The 16,750-nt window shown below is 69.5% G+C and carries 10 protein-coding genes; 4 read left to right on the top strand and 6 right to left on the bottom strand.

Going from position 1 to position 16,750, the window contains the following annotated elements; genetic code table 11:
* Positions 1 to 168 precede the first annotated feature (168 nt).
* A complete protein-coding gene (gene bla / locus FLL47_RS39910; protein ID WP_144127882.1) occupies positions 169 to 1,062 on the top strand; it encodes a class A beta-lactamase in 894 nt (297 codons plus the stop codon).
* Here bla and FLL47_RS39905 read toward each other — a convergent pair.
* Positions 1,043 to 1,294 (bottom strand): MerR family DNA-binding transcriptional regulator, encoded by a 252-nt coding sequence (locus FLL47_RS39905; protein WP_222106412.1) that lies wholly within the window; start codon positions 1,292 to 1,294, stop codon positions 1,043 to 1,045. The two genes, bla and FLL47_RS39905, sit on opposite strands and share 20 nt — an antisense overlap.
* Here FLL47_RS39905 and FLL47_RS39900 point away from each other — a divergent pair.
* Positions 1,288 to 1,839, top strand: coding sequence for a GNAT family N-acetyltransferase (locus FLL47_RS39900; RefSeq protein WP_144127881.1), 552 nt, complete (start codon positions 1,288 to 1,290; stop codon positions 1,837 to 1,839). The genes FLL47_RS39905 and FLL47_RS39900 overlap by 7 nt on opposite strands.
* A gap of 371 nt (positions 1,840 to 2,210) precedes the next feature.
* On the opposite strand, the gene FLL47_RS39895 is transcribed toward FLL47_RS39900, so the two are convergent.
* From FLL47_RS39895 to FLL47_RS39885, 3 genes are all read right to left on the bottom strand, one after another.
* Complete coding sequence (locus FLL47_RS39895; RefSeq protein ID WP_144127880.1) at positions 2,211 to 3,713, bottom strand: arabinofuranosidase catalytic domain-containing protein; 1,503 nt, start codon at positions 3,711 to 3,713, stop codon at positions 2,211 to 2,213.
* A gap of 303 nt (positions 3,714 to 4,016) precedes the next feature.
* The gene (locus tag FLL47_RS39890) at positions 4,017 to 6,128 is read right to left on the bottom strand and encodes a ThuA domain-containing protein (protein WP_144127879.1); all 2,112 of its coding nucleotides are present in this window, start codon (positions 6,126 to 6,128) and stop codon (positions 4,017 to 4,019) included.
* A gap of 72 nt (positions 6,129 to 6,200) precedes the next feature.
* A complete protein-coding gene (locus FLL47_RS39885) occupies positions 6,201 to 9,059 on the bottom strand; it encodes a PQQ-dependent sugar dehydrogenase (protein WP_144127878.1) in 2,859 nt (952 codons plus the stop codon).
* Between the two features lie 607 nt (positions 9,060 to 9,666).
* On the opposite strand from FLL47_RS39885, the gene FLL47_RS39880 reads away from it, so the two are divergent.
* Together FLL47_RS39880 and FLL47_RS39875 are read left to right on the top strand one after the other, a co-directional pair.
* Positions 9,667 to 12,663 (top strand): glycoside hydrolase family 95 protein, encoded by a 2,997-nt coding sequence (locus FLL47_RS39880; RefSeq protein ID WP_144127877.1) that lies wholly within the window; start codon positions 9,667 to 9,669, stop codon positions 12,661 to 12,663.
* Between the two features lie 282 nt (positions 12,664 to 12,945).
* Positions 12,946 to 15,345, top strand: coding sequence for an RICIN domain-containing protein (locus FLL47_RS39875; protein WP_246159296.1), 2,400 nt, complete (start codon positions 12,946 to 12,948; stop codon positions 15,343 to 15,345).
* A gap of 67 nt (positions 15,346 to 15,412) precedes the next feature.
* Here the strand turns inward: FLL47_RS39875 and FLL47_RS39870 are convergent, their stop codons facing one another.
* Together FLL47_RS39870 and FLL47_RS39865 are read right to left on the bottom strand one after the other, a co-directional pair.
* Positions 15,413 to 16,390: an aldo/keto reductase gene (locus FLL47_RS39870; protein ID WP_246159295.1), complete on the bottom strand. Its 978-nt coding sequence runs from the start codon at positions 16,388 to 16,390 to the stop codon at positions 15,413 to 15,415.
* 33 nt (positions 16,391 to 16,423) lie between these two features.
* Complete coding sequence (locus FLL47_RS39865; protein ID WP_144127876.1) at positions 16,424 to 16,750, bottom strand: L-rhamnose mutarotase; 327 nt, start codon at positions 16,748 to 16,750, stop codon at positions 16,424 to 16,426.

Raw genomic sequence — 16,750 nt, 5'->3', positions numbered from 1 at the left:
CTATGCAACAACAGCATGGATCCGATCGTTTTCGTCTTTGCCCGCATTCGACGTGCGGTGGGAGGCTCACCGCGTCGATCCGGGGACGTCGGCCGCCCGAACCTGGCGGCTTAGGCGTCCGGCGTACCCCGGATCGGCGCAGGACACGTACCGAGGAAAGGCACCCACATGATCATCTCTGTGCGGCGGGCCGCTGTGGCCGCCACGCTCACCTGCCTCGTCCTCAGCGGTTGCGCGAGCAACACCCCCGCCACCCCGACGCCCAGCGCTGCGGCGCCCTCGGCCGCCACCGCATTCGCGGACCTCGAGACCCGGTTCGACGCCAGGCTGGGGGTGTACGCGATCGACACCGGCACCGGCCGCACCGTCGAACACCGCGCCGACGAGCGCTTCGCCTACGCCTCCACCTTCAAGGCCCTCGCGGCCGCCGCGGTCCTGGACACCACCACCGCTGAGCAGCTCGATCGCGTCGTCCATTACACCGATGCCGACCTGGTGACCTACTCCCCTGTCACCGAGAAGCACGTCCAGACCGGCATGAGCCTGCGCGACCTGGCCGATGCCGCCGTGCGTTACAGCGACAACACCGCCGGCAACCTGCTGCTGGACCACCTCGGCGGCCCTGACGGCTTCGAGAAGGCGTTGCGCGGCCTCGGCGACCAGACCACCGACGTCGCCCGCCGCGAGCCCGAACTCAACCAGGCCACCCCCGGTGACACCCGCGACACCAGCACGCCCCGCGCCCTGGTCGACGATCTGCGCGCATACACCCTCGGCGACGGCCTGGCCGACGACGACCGCACCGTGCTCAACGACTGGCTGCGCGGCAACACCACCGGCGCCAAGCTCATCCGAGCCGGCGTCCCCGCAGGATGGCAGGTCGGCGACAAGACCGGAGCCGCCGCCTACGGCACCCGCAACGACATCGCCGTCATCTGGCCCACCGACGGCGCCCCCATCGTCCTGGCCATCCTGTCCAGCCACGATGAGCAGGACGCCAAGTACGACGACGCGCTCATCGCACAGGCCGCGGCAGCCGCCATCACCGCGCTCCGGCCCTGAGCGGCATCGCAGCGACACCGAAGCCCCATGTGGTGCTCCATCCGACGAACACGATCTCGGCCGGGTAGAGGCGGTGCCCGCCGGGGCTGCGGGCCAATTCTGCCAACAGGCCACGGCGTTCGTAGTGGCGCAGTGTCTGCAGGTTCTCCCCCGCCGCCTCGGCCAGTGGCTTGAGGTAGCGGGACGCCTGGCGGCGGCCGCATATCGTCGCATAGGATCGGTGACATGTCATCAAATGCATCGAACGCGTCCCTGCACACAGAACCCGACACTGCTCCCACCGGCACGTCCGGGCCGGTCGAAGGGCTCAGGCTGGCCATCGCCCAGCCTGACGACCTGGCCGAGCTGCTCGTGCTCCAGCGGTGCTGCTGGGTGCAGGAGGCCATCGCGAACGACACCCTGGACCTGTCGCCGCTCCGGGAGACACTCGACGACCTGCGCGAATCGATGTCGACCTGGCAGCAGTGGTGCGTACGCCGAAACGGGCGCCTCGTGGCAGCGGTCCGCGCCCGGGAACACGGAAGTGGGTGGCTGATCGGTCGCCTCATGGTGGCTCCCGACCAGGCCGGCAACGGCATCGGTTCCTGGCTTCTCGCATACGCCGAACAGCAGGCCCCCGCGGAAACCGCGTACTACGAACTGTTCACCGGCCACCGCAGCACGAGCAACATCAAGCGGTACGAACGCGCCGGCTATGCCCTCACCGACGGTGACAACGCCGCGGCTGACAGCGTCCGCCTCACCAAACAGCGGCAGGCGGTCCTCTGCGCCAGGTGACCAGATCACCCGGCCTGGTCACGCAGGCCGTCGCGGGGTCGGCTACACGCCGGACTCGCCGGCGGCGTCACCCGCCCACTCACGTCATTCACCCGGTGAGCCGGCGCCCTGTCGCAGCGACAGGGCATCGGATGGCTCCGTCACCGCTGAACGATGTCCACGAAGTGGACTGCAATGGTTCGGATGTCCATCGAGGACCGACGCAAAGCAATCGGCTGGACGCTGACCGCTACGTGAAGGTGCTCAGGAACCGGCGATGTCGGCGCCAACGACCGACATCGCCGGGTCTGTCCTCGCGGCTGCAGGGCGTGGTTCCGCCGCGATGGCGCGGGGCACCGCCAGCACCTGTCAGGGCCGGCGGCCGATCTGGTTCATCGGTAGCCGGCGGCGACGATGCTCGCCTGGACCATGTTCTCGGTCGCATCAGACGGGTAGCCCGAAACGATGGCACCCTCGTAGAAAGTGCCCGCGCTGTCGTTGGCGCCGCCGTCGGGCTTGCAGCAGTCGCCGCCACTGCCCAAGACGATGGCGCCCTGCTTTCGCATGGGGCTGTATCCGTTGGGAAGCGCGCCGTCCCACAGGGTGTACAGGTTGCCGGACTGGGCGTTGCTGCCCTTGATCGCGAAACGCGACGTCCCGTTGTTCTTCAGCGTCGCCGTGACGAACTTGCTGGTGAACGCCTGCTGGTTCGGGTTCCACGTGCTGCTGCCGCCGGGGAACAGACCCCATTCGAGGTCCGCCTGGACCCAGGGTCCGGAACCGGAGCAGCCCCCGAACCAGCAGCTCTTGCCGAAGTAGATGGCGTCCATGGCACCGGCGGCGTCGGCCTTGCGGGTGGTTTCGCTGTTGCCGTAGTCGAAGCAGCACCCGCTGTTGACGTGCGTGCCGCTGGTGACCATGTACATGCCCTCGGGTGCGCTGCCCGTCGGGACACCCGTGAGGTGGCCGTCGCGCCAGTAGCTGTTCCCGGGGTTGATGTAGAGCGAGTAGGCCTTGCTGCCGCCGACCGTCAGCGATTCGGTGGTCGCCACGGCCGGGCGGCTCTGCGGTGAACCCGGAACCACGCTGGAACCCTGGTACCAAAGGTCGTTGCCGCGCCCGGACTGGTCGAACAGGACCGTGATGACGCAGGTGGTGTTCACGCAGAACGTGTCCTGGGCCGCCGCGTTGGCGACACCGCCGGGGGCGAGCAGGCCGATGTTGCGGGTGGTGCTGTCTGACGAGCGTCTGACCTGGTACAGGTTTCCGTTGTAGGCGCGGTACAGGGCGCGCGTCGTGCTGTGCGCCGCCACGCAGGGCGTGCCACCCGCGCCGTAGATGTCGCAGGGGCCTGCGCCGGTCGGAGGTGTGGCGGTGGGCGTGGCGGTGGGCGTGGCGGTGGGCGTGGCGGTGGGCGTGGGTGTGGTCGGACCTGACTGCGTCCACTGCTGGTTCGAGCCACCGTGGCACGCCCAGAGGTTCACCTTGGTGCCGTTCGCGGTCCCTGCTGCGACCGCATCCAGGCACAGCCCTGACTGCACCCCGGTGATGGTGCCGTTGCCGTTGACGTTCCACTGCTGGTTGCTCTGCCCGTTGCAGTCCCAGATGATGGCCGGCGTGCCGTTGGCCGTGCCCCTGCCTGACGCGTCGAGGCATTTGTTGCCGTAGACCATCAGCTGGCCGGCTGCAGTGTAGGTCCAGGTCTGGCTGGCGGTGCCGGTGCAGTCCCACAGCTGTGTCTGTGCGCCGTTGCTGGTGCTGAAGTTCGGCACCTCCAGGCAGCGACCGGACTGGCCGCCCACGATCCGGGTGGGCGTGCCGACCGTCGCGGCCAGCGCGACACCGGTCTGGGCTGCCACCGCCACGCCGGCGAATGCCAAGGTCACCACGGACATGGCGACGGCCGCCAATCGGGTGTGACGACGTTTCGTAAGATCCATCGGATTCCTCGCAGAACTCATAGTCGAGTGGAAGACATCCAGGCGGACCAGGGCCGCCGTGGAGGGCAGCCTGAGATCTGACTGGGCTTGAGGTAGCAGGACGCCTTGGCGGCGGCCGGTCGCATGTCCCGGCCATTGCCGGCCTCCCGTCCGCGGCATACCCCGAAGCGCCCCTGGCCGGGGCACTTCGAGGTCGCCGTGGGCCTAGCGCGAGCTGAACTGGGCCTCAGGATCCCGCGCAGGTCGGCTTCTTGCGGTTCAGGGCAGGGTCCATTTCTGGTTGGCGCCGTTGTGGCAGGTCCACAGGTGCACGGCCTGGCCGTCGGCAGAGCTGTTGTTGGACACGTCCAGGCACTTACCCGACTGCGGATTGCGCAGCGAACCGTCAGCCTGCGCCGACCAGACCTGCGGCGCACCGCCGGTACACGTCCACAGCTGGATCTTCGTACCGTCCGCCGAAGCACCGCCGCTGACGTCCAGGCACTTGCCGAACGCCTTGATCGTCGAGTTCGGGCTCACCGTCCACGTCTGCGAGGCACCGCCGTTGCAGGTGTAGATCTGGATCTGGGTGCCGTCGGTGCTCGCCCCGCCTCGCACGTCCAGGCACTTTCCGGCCAGCCCCTTGATCGGGCCGGTGCCGGTGGTGGGGGTGGTGCCCTTGAGCAGGACGAACTCGTCGACGTCGTAGAGGAATCCGCTCGGGCCGGTGAAGGTCAGGTACAGGTTCTGCGTGCTCGACGGAACGCCCGACAGGCTGGTGGTGACATTCTGGAAGTTCGTCCAGCTGCCGGTGTTGGCCACCGTGACGGTGCCGAGCACCGGCCCGGTGACCGAACCGGTCCGGACCTGGATCGCGCCGCCGGAGCCCGCGGATGCCACCCGGGCCCGGAACGAGGTGGTCCCGGTCAGATCGAGACCGTTGTACGCCGCCCAGTCGCCGGACTCGATGTTGCCCAGTACCTGGCCGCCGTTCGCACCCGACTTGGCCAGCGCCGAGACTCCGCCGGCCGAGGAGAACGACTCGGCCTGGCGGGTGATGTCGCCGGTGGGCGGGGTCCCGCCCAGGTCCTTGATCCGGATGTTGCGGAAGGAGACGGCGTCGCCGGTGCCGTGGTTCTGGATGCCGATGTAGCCGGCCATCGACCGCGCCGGGTTAGTGTTGGTGAAGTCGTTGATCTTCGAACCGTTCAGGAAGACCTGGAGCCGTTCGCCTTCGACGAGCAGTTCGAAGGTGTTCCACTCCCCCGGCGGGTTGAGTGCCGCGTCCCGGGCGGCGATGTCGGCGGACTTGATCGCGTAGATCGCGCCGGTGGTCCGGTCGGTGGCGTCGGTGGCGTCGATCTGGACCTCGTAGCCGTTGTCCAGCGCCCCCTGTGCGGTGCTGCCTGCCGGGTAGCCGATGACCACGCCGGAGTTGTCGTCGTCGGCCATCCGCCAGTCGAGCTTCAGCGAGTAGTTGGTGTACTCCCGTGCGCTGTAGCCGAGCATGCCCATGCCGCCCGACGAGGTCAGTGTGGCGTCGCTGTTGCTGAAGCTGCCCGGCCCGGTCTGCGACCAGCCCGTGGTCGAGCCGTTGTAGAGAGCGGTGTAGCCGGTCTCCGGGCGGCAGTCGGCCCTGGCGCGGCCTGCCGCGTACCGGATGCCGCCGAGCAGGTGGCTGCGGAACGCCGACTCGGAGTACGCCGACTGCGAGTGCCCGCCGCCGGTGTAGAAGGCGCGGCCCCCGCTGTAGGTCTTGCACCAGGAGTGCGGGTGGTCGCTGCCCATCGAGCCGCCGGAGTACGAGGACTCGTCGACGGTGGCCAGCACGCGCGCGGTGGAGCGGGCGTTGGTCTGGTAGTTGTACCACTCCTCGGTGCGGGTCCAGGTCTGCGGCAGGTGGGCGGTGGCCGGGTGGGCCCGGTTCTCGACCTTGATGTTGGCCTGCTGGATCGCCGGGTGGGAGGCGAAGTAGGCCCCGACCAGGTTGCCGTAGAAGGGCCAGTTGTACTCGGTGTCGGCGGCGGCGTGCACGCCGACGAAGCCGCCGCCGGCGCCGATGTAGGACTCGAACGCGGTCTGCTGGCTGGCGTTGAGCACGTCACCGGTGGTGTTGAGGAAGACGACCGCCTCGTACTGGGCCAGGTTGCCGGTGGTGAAGGCGGCGGCGTCCTCGGTCGCGGTGACGGTGAAGCTGTTGGCCGCCCCCAGGGATTGGATCGCCTGGATGCCCGCGGCGATCGAGTCGTGCCGGAAGCCGGCCGTCTTGGAGAAGACCAGCACGTCGTACGGTGCGTCGGCGGCGCTGGCCGGGCTGGCCGGAACGGCGCCTGCCAGCGCGGCCAGGACGGCGACGGCCGCGCTGAGCGTGGGTCGGAAAAGTCTGCGCATGAGGTTCTCCTCGGTGTGCGGTGCCGGAGGGTCCCTCACGCGACGCGCGAGCGCCGGTGAGGGACCGTCACGTCAGGGCAGGGTCCATTTCTGGTTGGCGCCGCCGTGGCAGGTCCACAGGTGCACGGCCTGGCCGTCGGTCGAGCTGTTGTTGGACACGTCCAGGCACTTGCCGGACTGCGGGTTGCGCAGCGACCCGTCGGACTGCGCCGCCCAGTTCTGCGCCGCACCGCCGTTGCACGTCCACAGCTGGATCTTCGTGCCGTCTGCCGTGGCGCCGCCGTTGACGTCCAGGCACTTGCCGAACGCCTTGATCGTCGAGCCGGAGCCGACCGTCCACGCCTGCGAGCTGCCGCCGTTACAGGTGTAGAGCTGGATCTGCGTGCCGTCGGCGGTCGCACCGTTGCGCACGTCCAGGCACTTTCCGGCCAGCCCCTTGATCGGACCGGTGCGGTCGGTGCCGCCGGTGGTGGTGCCGAGGGTGAACGAGTCGAGGTCGTACAGGAAGCCGGTGCCGGAGCCTGCGAAGGTGAGGTACAGGGTCGCGGTGCCGGTCGGCGGGTTGGCGATCGTCCCGGTGACCGTGGCGAAGGTGTCCCATGATCCGGTGACCGGCACGGTCGCCGAACCGAGCACGGTGCCGGTGGCCGAGCCTGCGCGGATCTGCAGGGTGCCGCCGGCGCCCGCCGAGGAGACCCGGGCGGTGAACGAGGTCACGTTGTTGATCCGGTACGGCTCGAACGCGATCCAGTCGCCGTTGTGGATGTCGCCGACGGTCTTGCCGCCCTCGGCGGCGGTCTTGACGTAGGTGGCGATCCCCGACGAGGTCTTGAAGTGTTCGGCCTGCCGCCTGCGCGGCTGCAGGATGTGCTGGGTGTGGGTGGTCAGGCCGCCCGCGTCGGTGTACTCGGCGTCGAAGACCCCGAAGATGTTGGCCGCGTCGTCGTGCTCGCCGTCGACGGGGACCGCGATCGATCCGGTGCACCCGCTCTGCGAGGTGATCTGGTGGCCGTGGCTGTCGTGGCCGAGCACGTAGGTCATCTTGACCTTGGTGCAGTCGATCGTGCCGTCCTCCGGGTCGGTCACCGTGACGCTGAACGGGACGGTGTCACCGAAGCTGAACAGCTGCCCGTTGGCCGGGGTGCTGATGGTGACCGTCGGCGCGGTGTTGCCGACGCCGATCTGCACGCTCGCCGATCCGGTGGCTCCCTGGGGGTCGCGGACCGTCAGCGTGGCGGTGTAGGCGCCGTTGGCGCTGTAGGTCTTGACCGGGTTGGCCGCCGTCGACGTGGTGCCGTCACCGAACGTCCACGAGTAGGTGAGCGTGCCCCCTTCGGGATCGGAGGATCCCGCCGAGGAGAAGGTCACGGTCAGCGGGGCCACCCCGGAGGTCCGGTCGGCCTTCGCCACCGCGGTCGGCGCCCGGTTGCCGCTGCCGACGTAGTCGTAGCGGTACAGGGCCGAGTTGGCGTCGCCGTTGTAGTAGCCGGTGCCGTAGTCCAGCACGTACAGCGCGCCGTCGGGCCCGAACGCCATGTCCATGACCTGCTTGCCGTTCCACGGGAACGACTCGATGGTGCCCCGGGTGCCGTCGGAGTTGACGTGGATCGGCTTGATCCAGCTGCGGCCGAATTCACCGGCGAAGAACTGCCCGTCGAAGCCCTGCGGGAACTTCGTGCTGGAGTTCAGCGCGGCGTCGTAGCGGTAGACGGGTCCGCCCATCGGGGACTCCGAGCCGCTGCCGAACTCCGACGGGCTGCCGGCATCCCCGGCGTAGCGGATCCAGGCCGTCTTCGCGGCCGGCAGGGTAGGCAGGCCGGTGTTGCGGAACGAGTTGTTGGTGGGTCCGCCGGAGCAGTTGTACTTCGATCCGGCCGTGTTGCTCGCGAAGTCCCACTCGGCATACGTCTCGTTGGAGGTGTTCGTGCCGGTGCAGTAGGGCCAGCCGTAGTTGCCCGGCCCGGTCACCCGGTCGAACTCGACCTGCCCGCTCGGTCCCCGGTTGGTGGTGGAGCCGGAGTCGGGGCCGTACTCGCCGACGTAGACCACGCCGCTGGCCTTGTCGACGCCGATCCGGAACGGGTTGCGGAAACCCATCGCGTAGATCTCGGGACGGGTCCGCGCGTCGGAGTCGACGAACATGTTGCCGTCGGGGATCGAGTACGAACCGTTCGCGTTCACCTTGATCCGCAGGATCTTGCCGCGCAGGTCGTTGGTGTTGGCCGCGGAACGCTGGGCGTCGTAGGCGGGGTTGCGGCTGGTCCGCTCGTCCAGGGGCGCGAAGCCTGCGGACTCGAACGGGTTGCTGTCGTCGCCGGTCGACAGGTAGAGGTTGCCCGCGGCGTCGAAGTCGATGTCGCCGCCGGTGTGGCAGCAGATGCCCCGGTCGGCGGCGACGTCGAGGATGTCGACCTTGCTCGACTGGTTGACGGTGAAGTCGGAGTTCAGGGTGAACCGGGAGAGCCGGTTGACCCCCTGCCACGCCGACCAGTTGCTGCCGGTGGTGGGGGCGTCACCGCCCGGGGTGGACAGCGGCGGGGCGTAGTAGAGGAAGATGTGCCGGTTCGAGGCGAAGTTCGGATCGATGCCGACGCCGTGCAGGCCCTCCTCGTCGTGCGTGTAGACCGGGATGGTGCCGACGACCGACGTGTTGCCGGCCGCGTCGGTGCGGCGCAGCGTGCCGTTGCGGGCGGTGTGCAGGACCGACCGGTCGGGCAGCACCGCCAGCGTCATCGGCTCGCCCATCTCGGAGACGCCCTTGGCCAGCGTGACCTGCTGGAAGTCGGAACTGACGATGGGATGCGCCGCGGCGGGCGCAGGACCTCCGAGACCGGAGGGGCCTGCGGCGAATGCGGCTGCGACGATCAGCGTCGATGCCGAGCCGGTGGATGTCCAGCGTCTGAAGCGATGGGGGTGGGGTCTGTCCGTCATGGACGTGTGGTCCCTTCGTGGCGGGTGAGACCGGGAACGGGCGCGCGCCGTCGCGTCCGATGCCGGAGCGGGGGATGCTGCCTGCCGGTTGCCGCGCCCGACAGGCGGCGGCCTCTGACGGCGCGAATGACCATCAAAGATCGCCAGTCGATGGGGTCCCGCGCCGCCGGTTCACCTCGACGAAACTGTTGCCGATCTCGCCGTCCCTGTGCGCTCGCCGAAATGGCGGCCCGCCGTCGGTCTTCGACGCGGTCAGGGAGTCGGCCCGGTCGATGTTATCGGTAACACTCCGGTTGTCAACCCACACGCGTCAATCGACTTGTCGCACGTCGCAGCGCTGGGCGGCGTCAGTCTGGCTGACCTGCGCTCGTGCGAAACATTTTCGCCAGGCCTTGACGTCCGACCTGTTATCGGTCACATTCGCGCGACTGCGCGGGTCCGGCAGGTCCGGAGCGAACATTGACGTCTGACGTCACATCTCTTAACCTCGTCGATACACATAGAACACCGTCGCTTCCCACGCTGCGGCGACCAGGCCCCGCCGCGGGTGCTGGTGGCATGAGGACCGGCGCCCATCCATGAGGACCGTCCCCGTTGGAGAACCGAGATGTCGGATCTGACCCGCAGACAAGTGATCAAAACCGGTGCGGTCGGCACGGGAGCCCTGCTGCTGCCCCTACCGTGGACCGCTGAGGCGCAGGCCGGCTCGACGGCGCCGCCCGAGGTGCTCGCAGCCGACGATCTCGCGCTCTGGTACGCCCAGCCCGCCGGCACCGACTGGCTGCGCGCCATGCCGGTCGGCAACGGCCGGCTCGGTGCGATGGTCTTCGGCAACGTCGACGTCGAACGGCTCCAGCTCAACGAGGACACGGTGTGGGCAGGCGGCCCGCACGACCCGAGCAACACCGCCGGGGCGCAGGCCCTGGCCGAGATCCGGCGGCTGGTCTTCGCCAACCAGTGGAGCCAGGCCCAGGACCTGATCAACCAGAGAATGCTGGGCCGGCCGGTCGGGCAGCTGGCGTACCAGCCGGTCGGCAACCTCCGGCTCACCTTCCCCACCTCGGGCAGCGCCTCGCAGTACACGCGGCGGCTCGACCTGACCACCGCCACCACCGCCGTCAGCTACCTGATGAACGGCGTGCGGTACCAGCGGGAGGTCTTCGCCAGCGCACCGGACCAGGCGATCGTCATCCGGCTGACCGCCGACCGCAGCGCCGCCGTCACCTTCACCGCGACGTTCGACAGCCCGCAGCGGACCACCCTGTCCAGTCCCGACGGCACCACCGTGGCCATCGACGGCACCTCCGGCAGCATGGAAGGCATCACCGGAGCGGTACGGTTCCTGGCCCTGGCCGCCGTCACCGCATCGGGCGGCACCGTCTCCAGCTCCGGCGGCGTGCTGCGGGTGACGGGCGCGACCAGCGCCACCCTCGTGATCACCATCGGCTCGAGCTACGTCAACTACCGCAATGTCGGCGGCGACTACGGGGGCATCGCCCGCGGGCACCTGGCCGCCGCCCGCAACCTCGGCTACGACCAGCTGCGCAGTCGGCACCTCGCCGACTACCAGGCGCTGTTCTCCCGAACGACGCTCGACCTCGGGCGGACCTCCGCGGCAGACCAGCCGACCGACGTCCGCATCGCGCGGCACTCCGCCGTCGACGATCCGCAGTTCTCCGCGCTGCTGTTCCAGTTCGGCCGATACCTGCTGATCGCCTCCTCCCGGCCGGGCACCCAGCCCGCGAACCTGCAGGGCATCTGGAACGACCAGATGAGTCCCCCGTGGGACTCGAAGTACACCCTCAACGCCAACCTGCCGATGAACTACTGGCCCGCGGACACCACGAACCTGTCCGAATGCTACGAACCGGTGTTCGCCATGGTCAGGGACCTCGCGGTGACCGGCGCACGCACCGCCCAGGTGCAGTACGGGGCCGGCGGCTGGGTCGCCCACCACAACACCGACGCCTGGCGGGCGACCTCGGTCGTCGACGGCGCACTGTGGGGCATGTGGCAGACCGGCGGCGCCTGGCTGGCGTCCATGATCTGGGACCACTACCGCTTCACCGGCGACGTCGAGTTCCTGCGGACCAACTACCCGGCGCTGAAGGGCGCCGCCCAGTTCTTCCTCAACACCCTGGTGACCGAACCGAATCTCGGCTACCTCGTCACCAACCCCTCCAACTCCCCCGAGCTCGCCCACCATAGCGACGTCAGCGTCTGCGCGGGTCCGACGATGGACAACCAGATCCTGCGGGACCTGTTCGACGGATGCGCCGCGGCCGGCGAGGTGCTCGGCGTGGACACCGACTTCCGGACGCAGGTCCGCGCAGCCCGCCAGCGGCTGGCGCCGATGCGGGTGGGCTCCCGCGGCAACATCCAGGAGTGGCTCTACGACTGGGTCGAGCCCGAGCGCACCCATCGCCACATCTCCCACCTCTACGGCCTGCATCCCAGCAACCAGATCACCAAACGGACCACGTCCACGCTGTTCGAAGCGGCACGGCGGACCCTGGAGCTGCGCGGCGACGACGGCACCGGATGGTCACTCGCCTGGAAGATCAACTTTTGGGCGCGGATGGAGGAGGGCGCACGGGCCCACAAGCTGATCAAAGACCTCGTCACCACGTCCCGGCTCGCGCCGAACATGTTCGACCTGCACCCGCCTTTCCAGATCGACGGCAACTTCGGTGCGACCTCGGGCATCGCTGAGATGCTGCTGCACAGCCACAACGGCGAGCTGCACCTGCTGCCGGCGCTGCCGCCGGCGTGGCCGAGCGGCCGGGTGGCGGGCCTGCGCGGCCGGGGCGGGTACACCGTGGGCATCGCCTGGAGCGCCGGCCGGTTGACGGAGGGCCTCATCCGGGCCGATCGCGACGGCACCGTCCAGTTGCGCGGCCGGGTGTTCGGCGGCGGCCACACCGTCGTCGACGTGGCCGACGGCACGACGCCGGCCTCGGTGCGGGTCGACTCCGACAGCATCCGGCTGACCGTCCGAGCCGGTCGGACCTACCGGGCGCAGCCGGTCGCCACACAGGTGCCGACCCTGGAGGAGACCTTCAGCAATGTCAGCACGACCAGCGACGACAACACCGGCGTCGGCAACTTCGACGGCGGTGGGGCGACGCTGTCGGCGCAGGCGCTCGCCCAGGCCGGAGTGACGCCGGGCGCCACGGTGAGCCGCAACGGAGTGAACTTCCGCTGGCCCGCCGTGCAGTCGGGCGCACCGGACAACGCGGTCGCCACGGGACAGTCCATCGCCGTGAGCGGCACCGGCAGCCAGCTCGGTTTCCTCGCCGCGGGCACCTACGGAGCCGTGTCCGGCACCGCCACGGTGGTGTATGCCGACGGCACGCGCCAGGCGTTCACCCTCGGCGTGCCCGACTGGTACGGCCCTCCGAAGTCGGGTGCGACCTCGGCGATCGTGATGGCCTACCAGAACCGGCCCGGCAACCGCCGCGAGAACACGGCCGCGACCATCTACTACGTCGGCGTGCCGCTGTCGGCGAAGCCCGTCGTGCGCGTCGAACTGCCCAACATCAGCGCAGGTCCGGCGACCGGAGTGCCGACGATGCACATCTTCGCCATGGCCCTCGGCTCGTAGCTCGACCGCCAGGCACGCAGGCGGCTGTCCCGTCCGGGCGGGCGGCGGCTGTCCGGGCAGCACCCGCTGTCCGGACAGCCGCACCGGCCGGGCTTCCGCCGTGCGAACCGCCTCTTCCGGGCGCCGGGTCCAGGGTGGACGGTGCCATCCGGCGAATATTGCTATGACGTCATACATGTGATGTGATGCTGGCCATCGGTTTCGTCGGCGTTTCCGCCTGATGACGTCCGCCGACGCCTGCTGTGCCATCGCCAGCAGCTCTCCTCCTGGAAGGAATCCATCGTGGCTTCTCCCCACAGCCGCGCACATCCACGAACCACACGCCGCCGCGCGCTGCTGTCCCGATACGCCGTCGCACTGCTCCTGGCCGGGTCCGCCCTTTCCGCGGCGCCCGCGCAAGCCGCGGTCATGACGACCGTCCACGTCTCCCCCACCGGCAGCGGCACGGCATGCTCGGCGGCCCAACCGTGCTCAGTGGCCCAGGCCCAGACGACGGTGCGCGCGATCGCGCCCTCGATGACCGGCGACATCGTCGTACAGCTCGCGGGCGGCACCTATGCCCTGACCGCACCGCTCACGTTCACCGCCGCCGACTCCGGGACCAACGGCTACACCGTGTTCTGGCAGGCCGCATCCGGCGCACTGCCGGTCATCTCCGGCGGCCAGAAGGTCACCGGCTGGACGCAGGTCGACGCCACGGCGAACATCTGGCGCGCCGCTGCGAGCGCCGGCTTCGACACCCGCCAGCTCTTCGTCAACGGCCGCCTCGCCACCAGGGCGCGCACCCAGCTCAACCGCAGCGACTTCGCCTTCACGACCTCCGGCATGACGTTCACCAGCAGCGCGCTGTCCTACCTGAACAACGTCTCCGGCGAGGGCCGCATCGAGCTGGAGTCGGTCAACTCCTTCACCGACCGGTACGTGCCGGTGCAGTCCATCAACAACAATGCCATCACCATGGAGCAGCCCGCCTGGAACAACAACACGTGGGGCTACGACACCCTCAGCCGCCCCTTCCACTCGGGGCCGGTGTACCTGGTCAACGCGCGGGAGTTCCTCGACGCCGCCGGCGAGTGGTTCCTCGACACCGCCGCCGGCCAGCTGTACTACAAGCCGCTCAGCGGTGAGAACATGGCCACGGCCGAGGTGCAGCTGCCCCGCCTGGAGTCGCTGCTGAGGGTCGGCGGCAGCTACGCGGCGCCCGCCCACCACATCGCCTTCTCCGGGCTGCAGTTCTCCCACACCAGCTGGCTGCAGCCCAACAGCAGCCAGGGCTACGCCGATCAGCAGACCGGTGCGTACATCTACGGCACCTGGTCGAGGCCGTCGGACTGGCTCAACTCCTGCCAGTCGGGCTGCCCTGCCTTCGAGGCCGCCCGGCCGCACTGGCGGCAGATGCCCGCCGCCGTGCAGGTTTCGGCGGCCAACGCCGTCCGGTTCACCGGCAACCGCTTCACCAACCTCGGCCAGGTCGCCCTCGGCATCGGTATGGACGCCAACGCGCACGCCACCGGGGTCGGGCTCGGCGCGCGTGACGTCGACGTCATCGGCAACACGTTCGAGCAGCTCGCGGCCGGTGCGGTCATCGCGGGCGGGGTGCAGGCCGACGCCCATCATCCCAGCGACACCCGGATGATCAACAGCGACATCGTGTACAGCAACAACGTCGTCCACGACGTCGCCATCGACTACCGCAGCCACGTCGGGCTGCTGATGACGTACACGGCGGACTCGGCGATCGCCAACAACGAGGTGTACAACCTGCCCTACACCGGCATCGCGATCGGCTACGGCTGGGGCGCCAACGACGCGGGCGGCGCACAGGACTACACCGACCGAGGCCTGTACAACTACCAGCCGAAGTACACCACGGCGACCATCGCGAAGAACTACCGCGTGCAGGCCAACCACGTGCACGATGTGATGCGCCAGATGACCGACGGTGCCGCGTTCTACAGCCTGTCCGCGCTGCCCGGCACGACCGTGAACCAGAACTACTTCCGCAACACCAACGGCTGGCTGGGACTGTACTTCGACGAGGGCTCACGGTATCTGTCGGCCGCGAACAACGTCTTCGAGAACGTGGGCCAGTGGGCGTACGGGCAGCACTGGGCCAACAACAACACGGGTAACCTGACGCTGACCAACAACTGGACGACCAGCACCAACACCAACGTCACGAGCGGTTCCCGGAACAACGTCAACACGGGCACGGTCGTGGTCACCGGCGGCAACTGGCCCGCCGCCGCCAGGACGGTCATGGCCTCCGCCGGGGTGCAGTCCGGCACCTCGCAGACGGTCAGCATCGTCGGCGGCCCGTCGGGCCGCTGTGTCGACGTGCCGGGCGGCAGCACCGCCAACGGCACCCAGGTGAACCTGTGGGACTGCTCCGGCGCCGCCCAGCAGCGCTGGACCTACACCACGAGCAAGCAGCTGACGGTGTACGGCAACAAGTGCCTGGACGCCACCGGGCAGGGCACCGCCAACGGCACCCGCCTGGTCATCTGGGACTGCAACGGCCAGACCAACCAGCAGTTCAACGTCAACGCCAACGGCACCATCACGGGGGTGCAGTCGGGCCTGTGCGTGGACGCCAGCGCCTACGGCACCGCCAACGGCACCCTGCTGCACCTGTGGGCGTGCCACGGCGGCACGAACCAGCAGTGGAGCCTGCGCAGCTGATCGGAGACCGCTGTCCTCGCGGGGATGGCGACCGGCGGACCCGCCGGTCGCCATCCCCGCGGCCGTTTCACATCCCGACGGCTGCCTGCCAGAGGCTGTCCGGCGCGGACGCCCGGATGCCGCCGGCGGCAGCTGCCACCTGCTCCGCCGACCGCATGCCGGCCACCACGGTGGCCACGGCCGGGTGGCGCAGCGGGAACTGCAGCGCGGCGGCGGGCAGCGGCACGCCGTGCGCCTGGCAGGTCCGCGCCAGTCGGCGGGCGTGCTGGAGCACCTCGTCGGGAGCCGCACCGTAGTCGTAGTTCGCGCCGTCGGGCGGCCACGGCCGCGCCAGGATGCCCGAGTTGAACGGTGCCGCGCTGACGACGGCCACGCCGCGCCGGGCGCACTCGTCCAGCAGCTGCTCACCGGACCGGTCGAGCAGGGTGTAGCGGCCGGCGAGCATCACGACGTCGAGGTCGGTCTCCTGGACCATCCGCAGGGGTGCCTGCCACTGGTTCATGCCCACGCCGACCGCGCCGATCACGCCTTGCTCACGCAGTGCGATCAGCGCCGGGATGGCGCTGCGGATCGCGTCGTCGACGGCATGGTCGGGGTCGTGGACGTAGACGATGTCGACCCGGTCGACGCCGAGCCGGACCAGGCTCTCCTCCAGGCTGCGCCGCACCCCGTCGGCGCTGAAGTCCCAGACCCGCACCAAATCGTCGGGGACGTCGAAGCCGCCGGCTGCCAGGTCGGAGCCGGTCGGGGCGGGATGGGGGCGCAGCAGGCGACCCACCTTGGTGGACAGCACGTACTCGTCCCGAGAGCGGCCGCGCAGGGCCTCGCCGAGCCGGCGCTCCGACAGGCCGAGCCCGTAGTGGGGAGCGGTGTCGAACAGCCGTATCCCCGCCGCCCAGGCCGCGTCGACGGCCTGCGCGGCGTCGCGGTCGGGCCTGGCGTAGCCGAGGTTGCCGATGCCCCCGGCACCGAACCCGAGCACGGTCACGTCGAGGCCGGTGCGGCCCAGCGGCCGGGTGGGCATGCTGTGGGCTGGTGGCGTCACGGGCGGCTCCTCATGGTCGGCGCGATGAGAGTCTCAGGAAGCGTGGCGCTGCGCCGTCTCCGGCAGTTGCCAGACCAGCGGCAGCGGACCGCGCTGGGAGACGGACATGTCGAGCAGCGGGTGGATGACCTCGTGCCAGCGTGCGGTCAGCGCCAGCCGCGCCATCGACGACTCCATGTCCGCCCAGTCGTCGCACACCACGGTGTGGAACAGGTCGAGGCCGTCGCGCCAGATGTGCCACGAGTGGACCCCGCTGTCGCGCAGGGCCTGTTCGTGCTCCGGCGACAGCACCGCGTGGATGCGGTCGTAGTCGGCTTCCCGACCGGTCTTGAGCCGCGTGTGCAATCCGATCACCTGCAT

It is taken from the genome of Catellatospora sichuanensis (assembly GCF_007483665.1).
GTDB lineage: Bacteria > Actinomycetota > Actinomycetes > Mycobacteriales > Micromonosporaceae > Catellatospora > Catellatospora sichuanensis.
Note: the sequence above shows the minus strand (reverse complement) of the source record. Positions and strands in the feature narration are given on the sequence as shown.

Excerpts from the sequence above, each read along its gene's own strand:
- bla (WP_144127882.1), top strand. The coding sequence starts at position 169 with ATGATCATCTCTGTGCGGCGGGCCGCTGTGGCCGCCACGCTCACCTGC.
- FLL47_RS39900 (WP_144127881.1), top strand. The coding sequence starts at position 1,288 with ATGTCATCAAATGCATCGAACGCGTCCCTGCACACAGAACCCGACACT.
- FLL47_RS39905 (WP_222106412.1), bottom strand. The coding sequence starts at position 1,294 with ATGACATGTCACCGATCCTATGCGACGATATGCGGCCGCCGCCAGGCG.
- FLL47_RS39895 (WP_144127880.1), bottom strand. The coding sequence starts at position 3,713 with ATGTCCGTGGTGACCTTGGCATTCGCCGGCGTGGCGGTGGCAGCCCAG.
- FLL47_RS39890 (WP_144127879.1), bottom strand. The coding sequence starts at position 6,128 with ATGCGCAGACTTTTCCGACCCACGCTCAGCGCGGCCGTCGCCGTCCTG.
- FLL47_RS39885 (WP_144127878.1), bottom strand. The coding sequence starts at position 9,059 with ATGACGGACAGACCCCACCCCCATCGCTTCAGACGCTGGACATCCACC.
- FLL47_RS39880 (WP_144127877.1), top strand. The coding sequence starts at position 9,667 with ATGTCGGATCTGACCCGCAGACAAGTGATCAAAACCGGTGCGGTCGGC.
- FLL47_RS39865 (WP_144127876.1), bottom strand. The coding sequence starts at position 16,750 with ATGCAGGTGATCGGATTGCACACGCGGCTCAAGACCGGTCGGGAAGCC.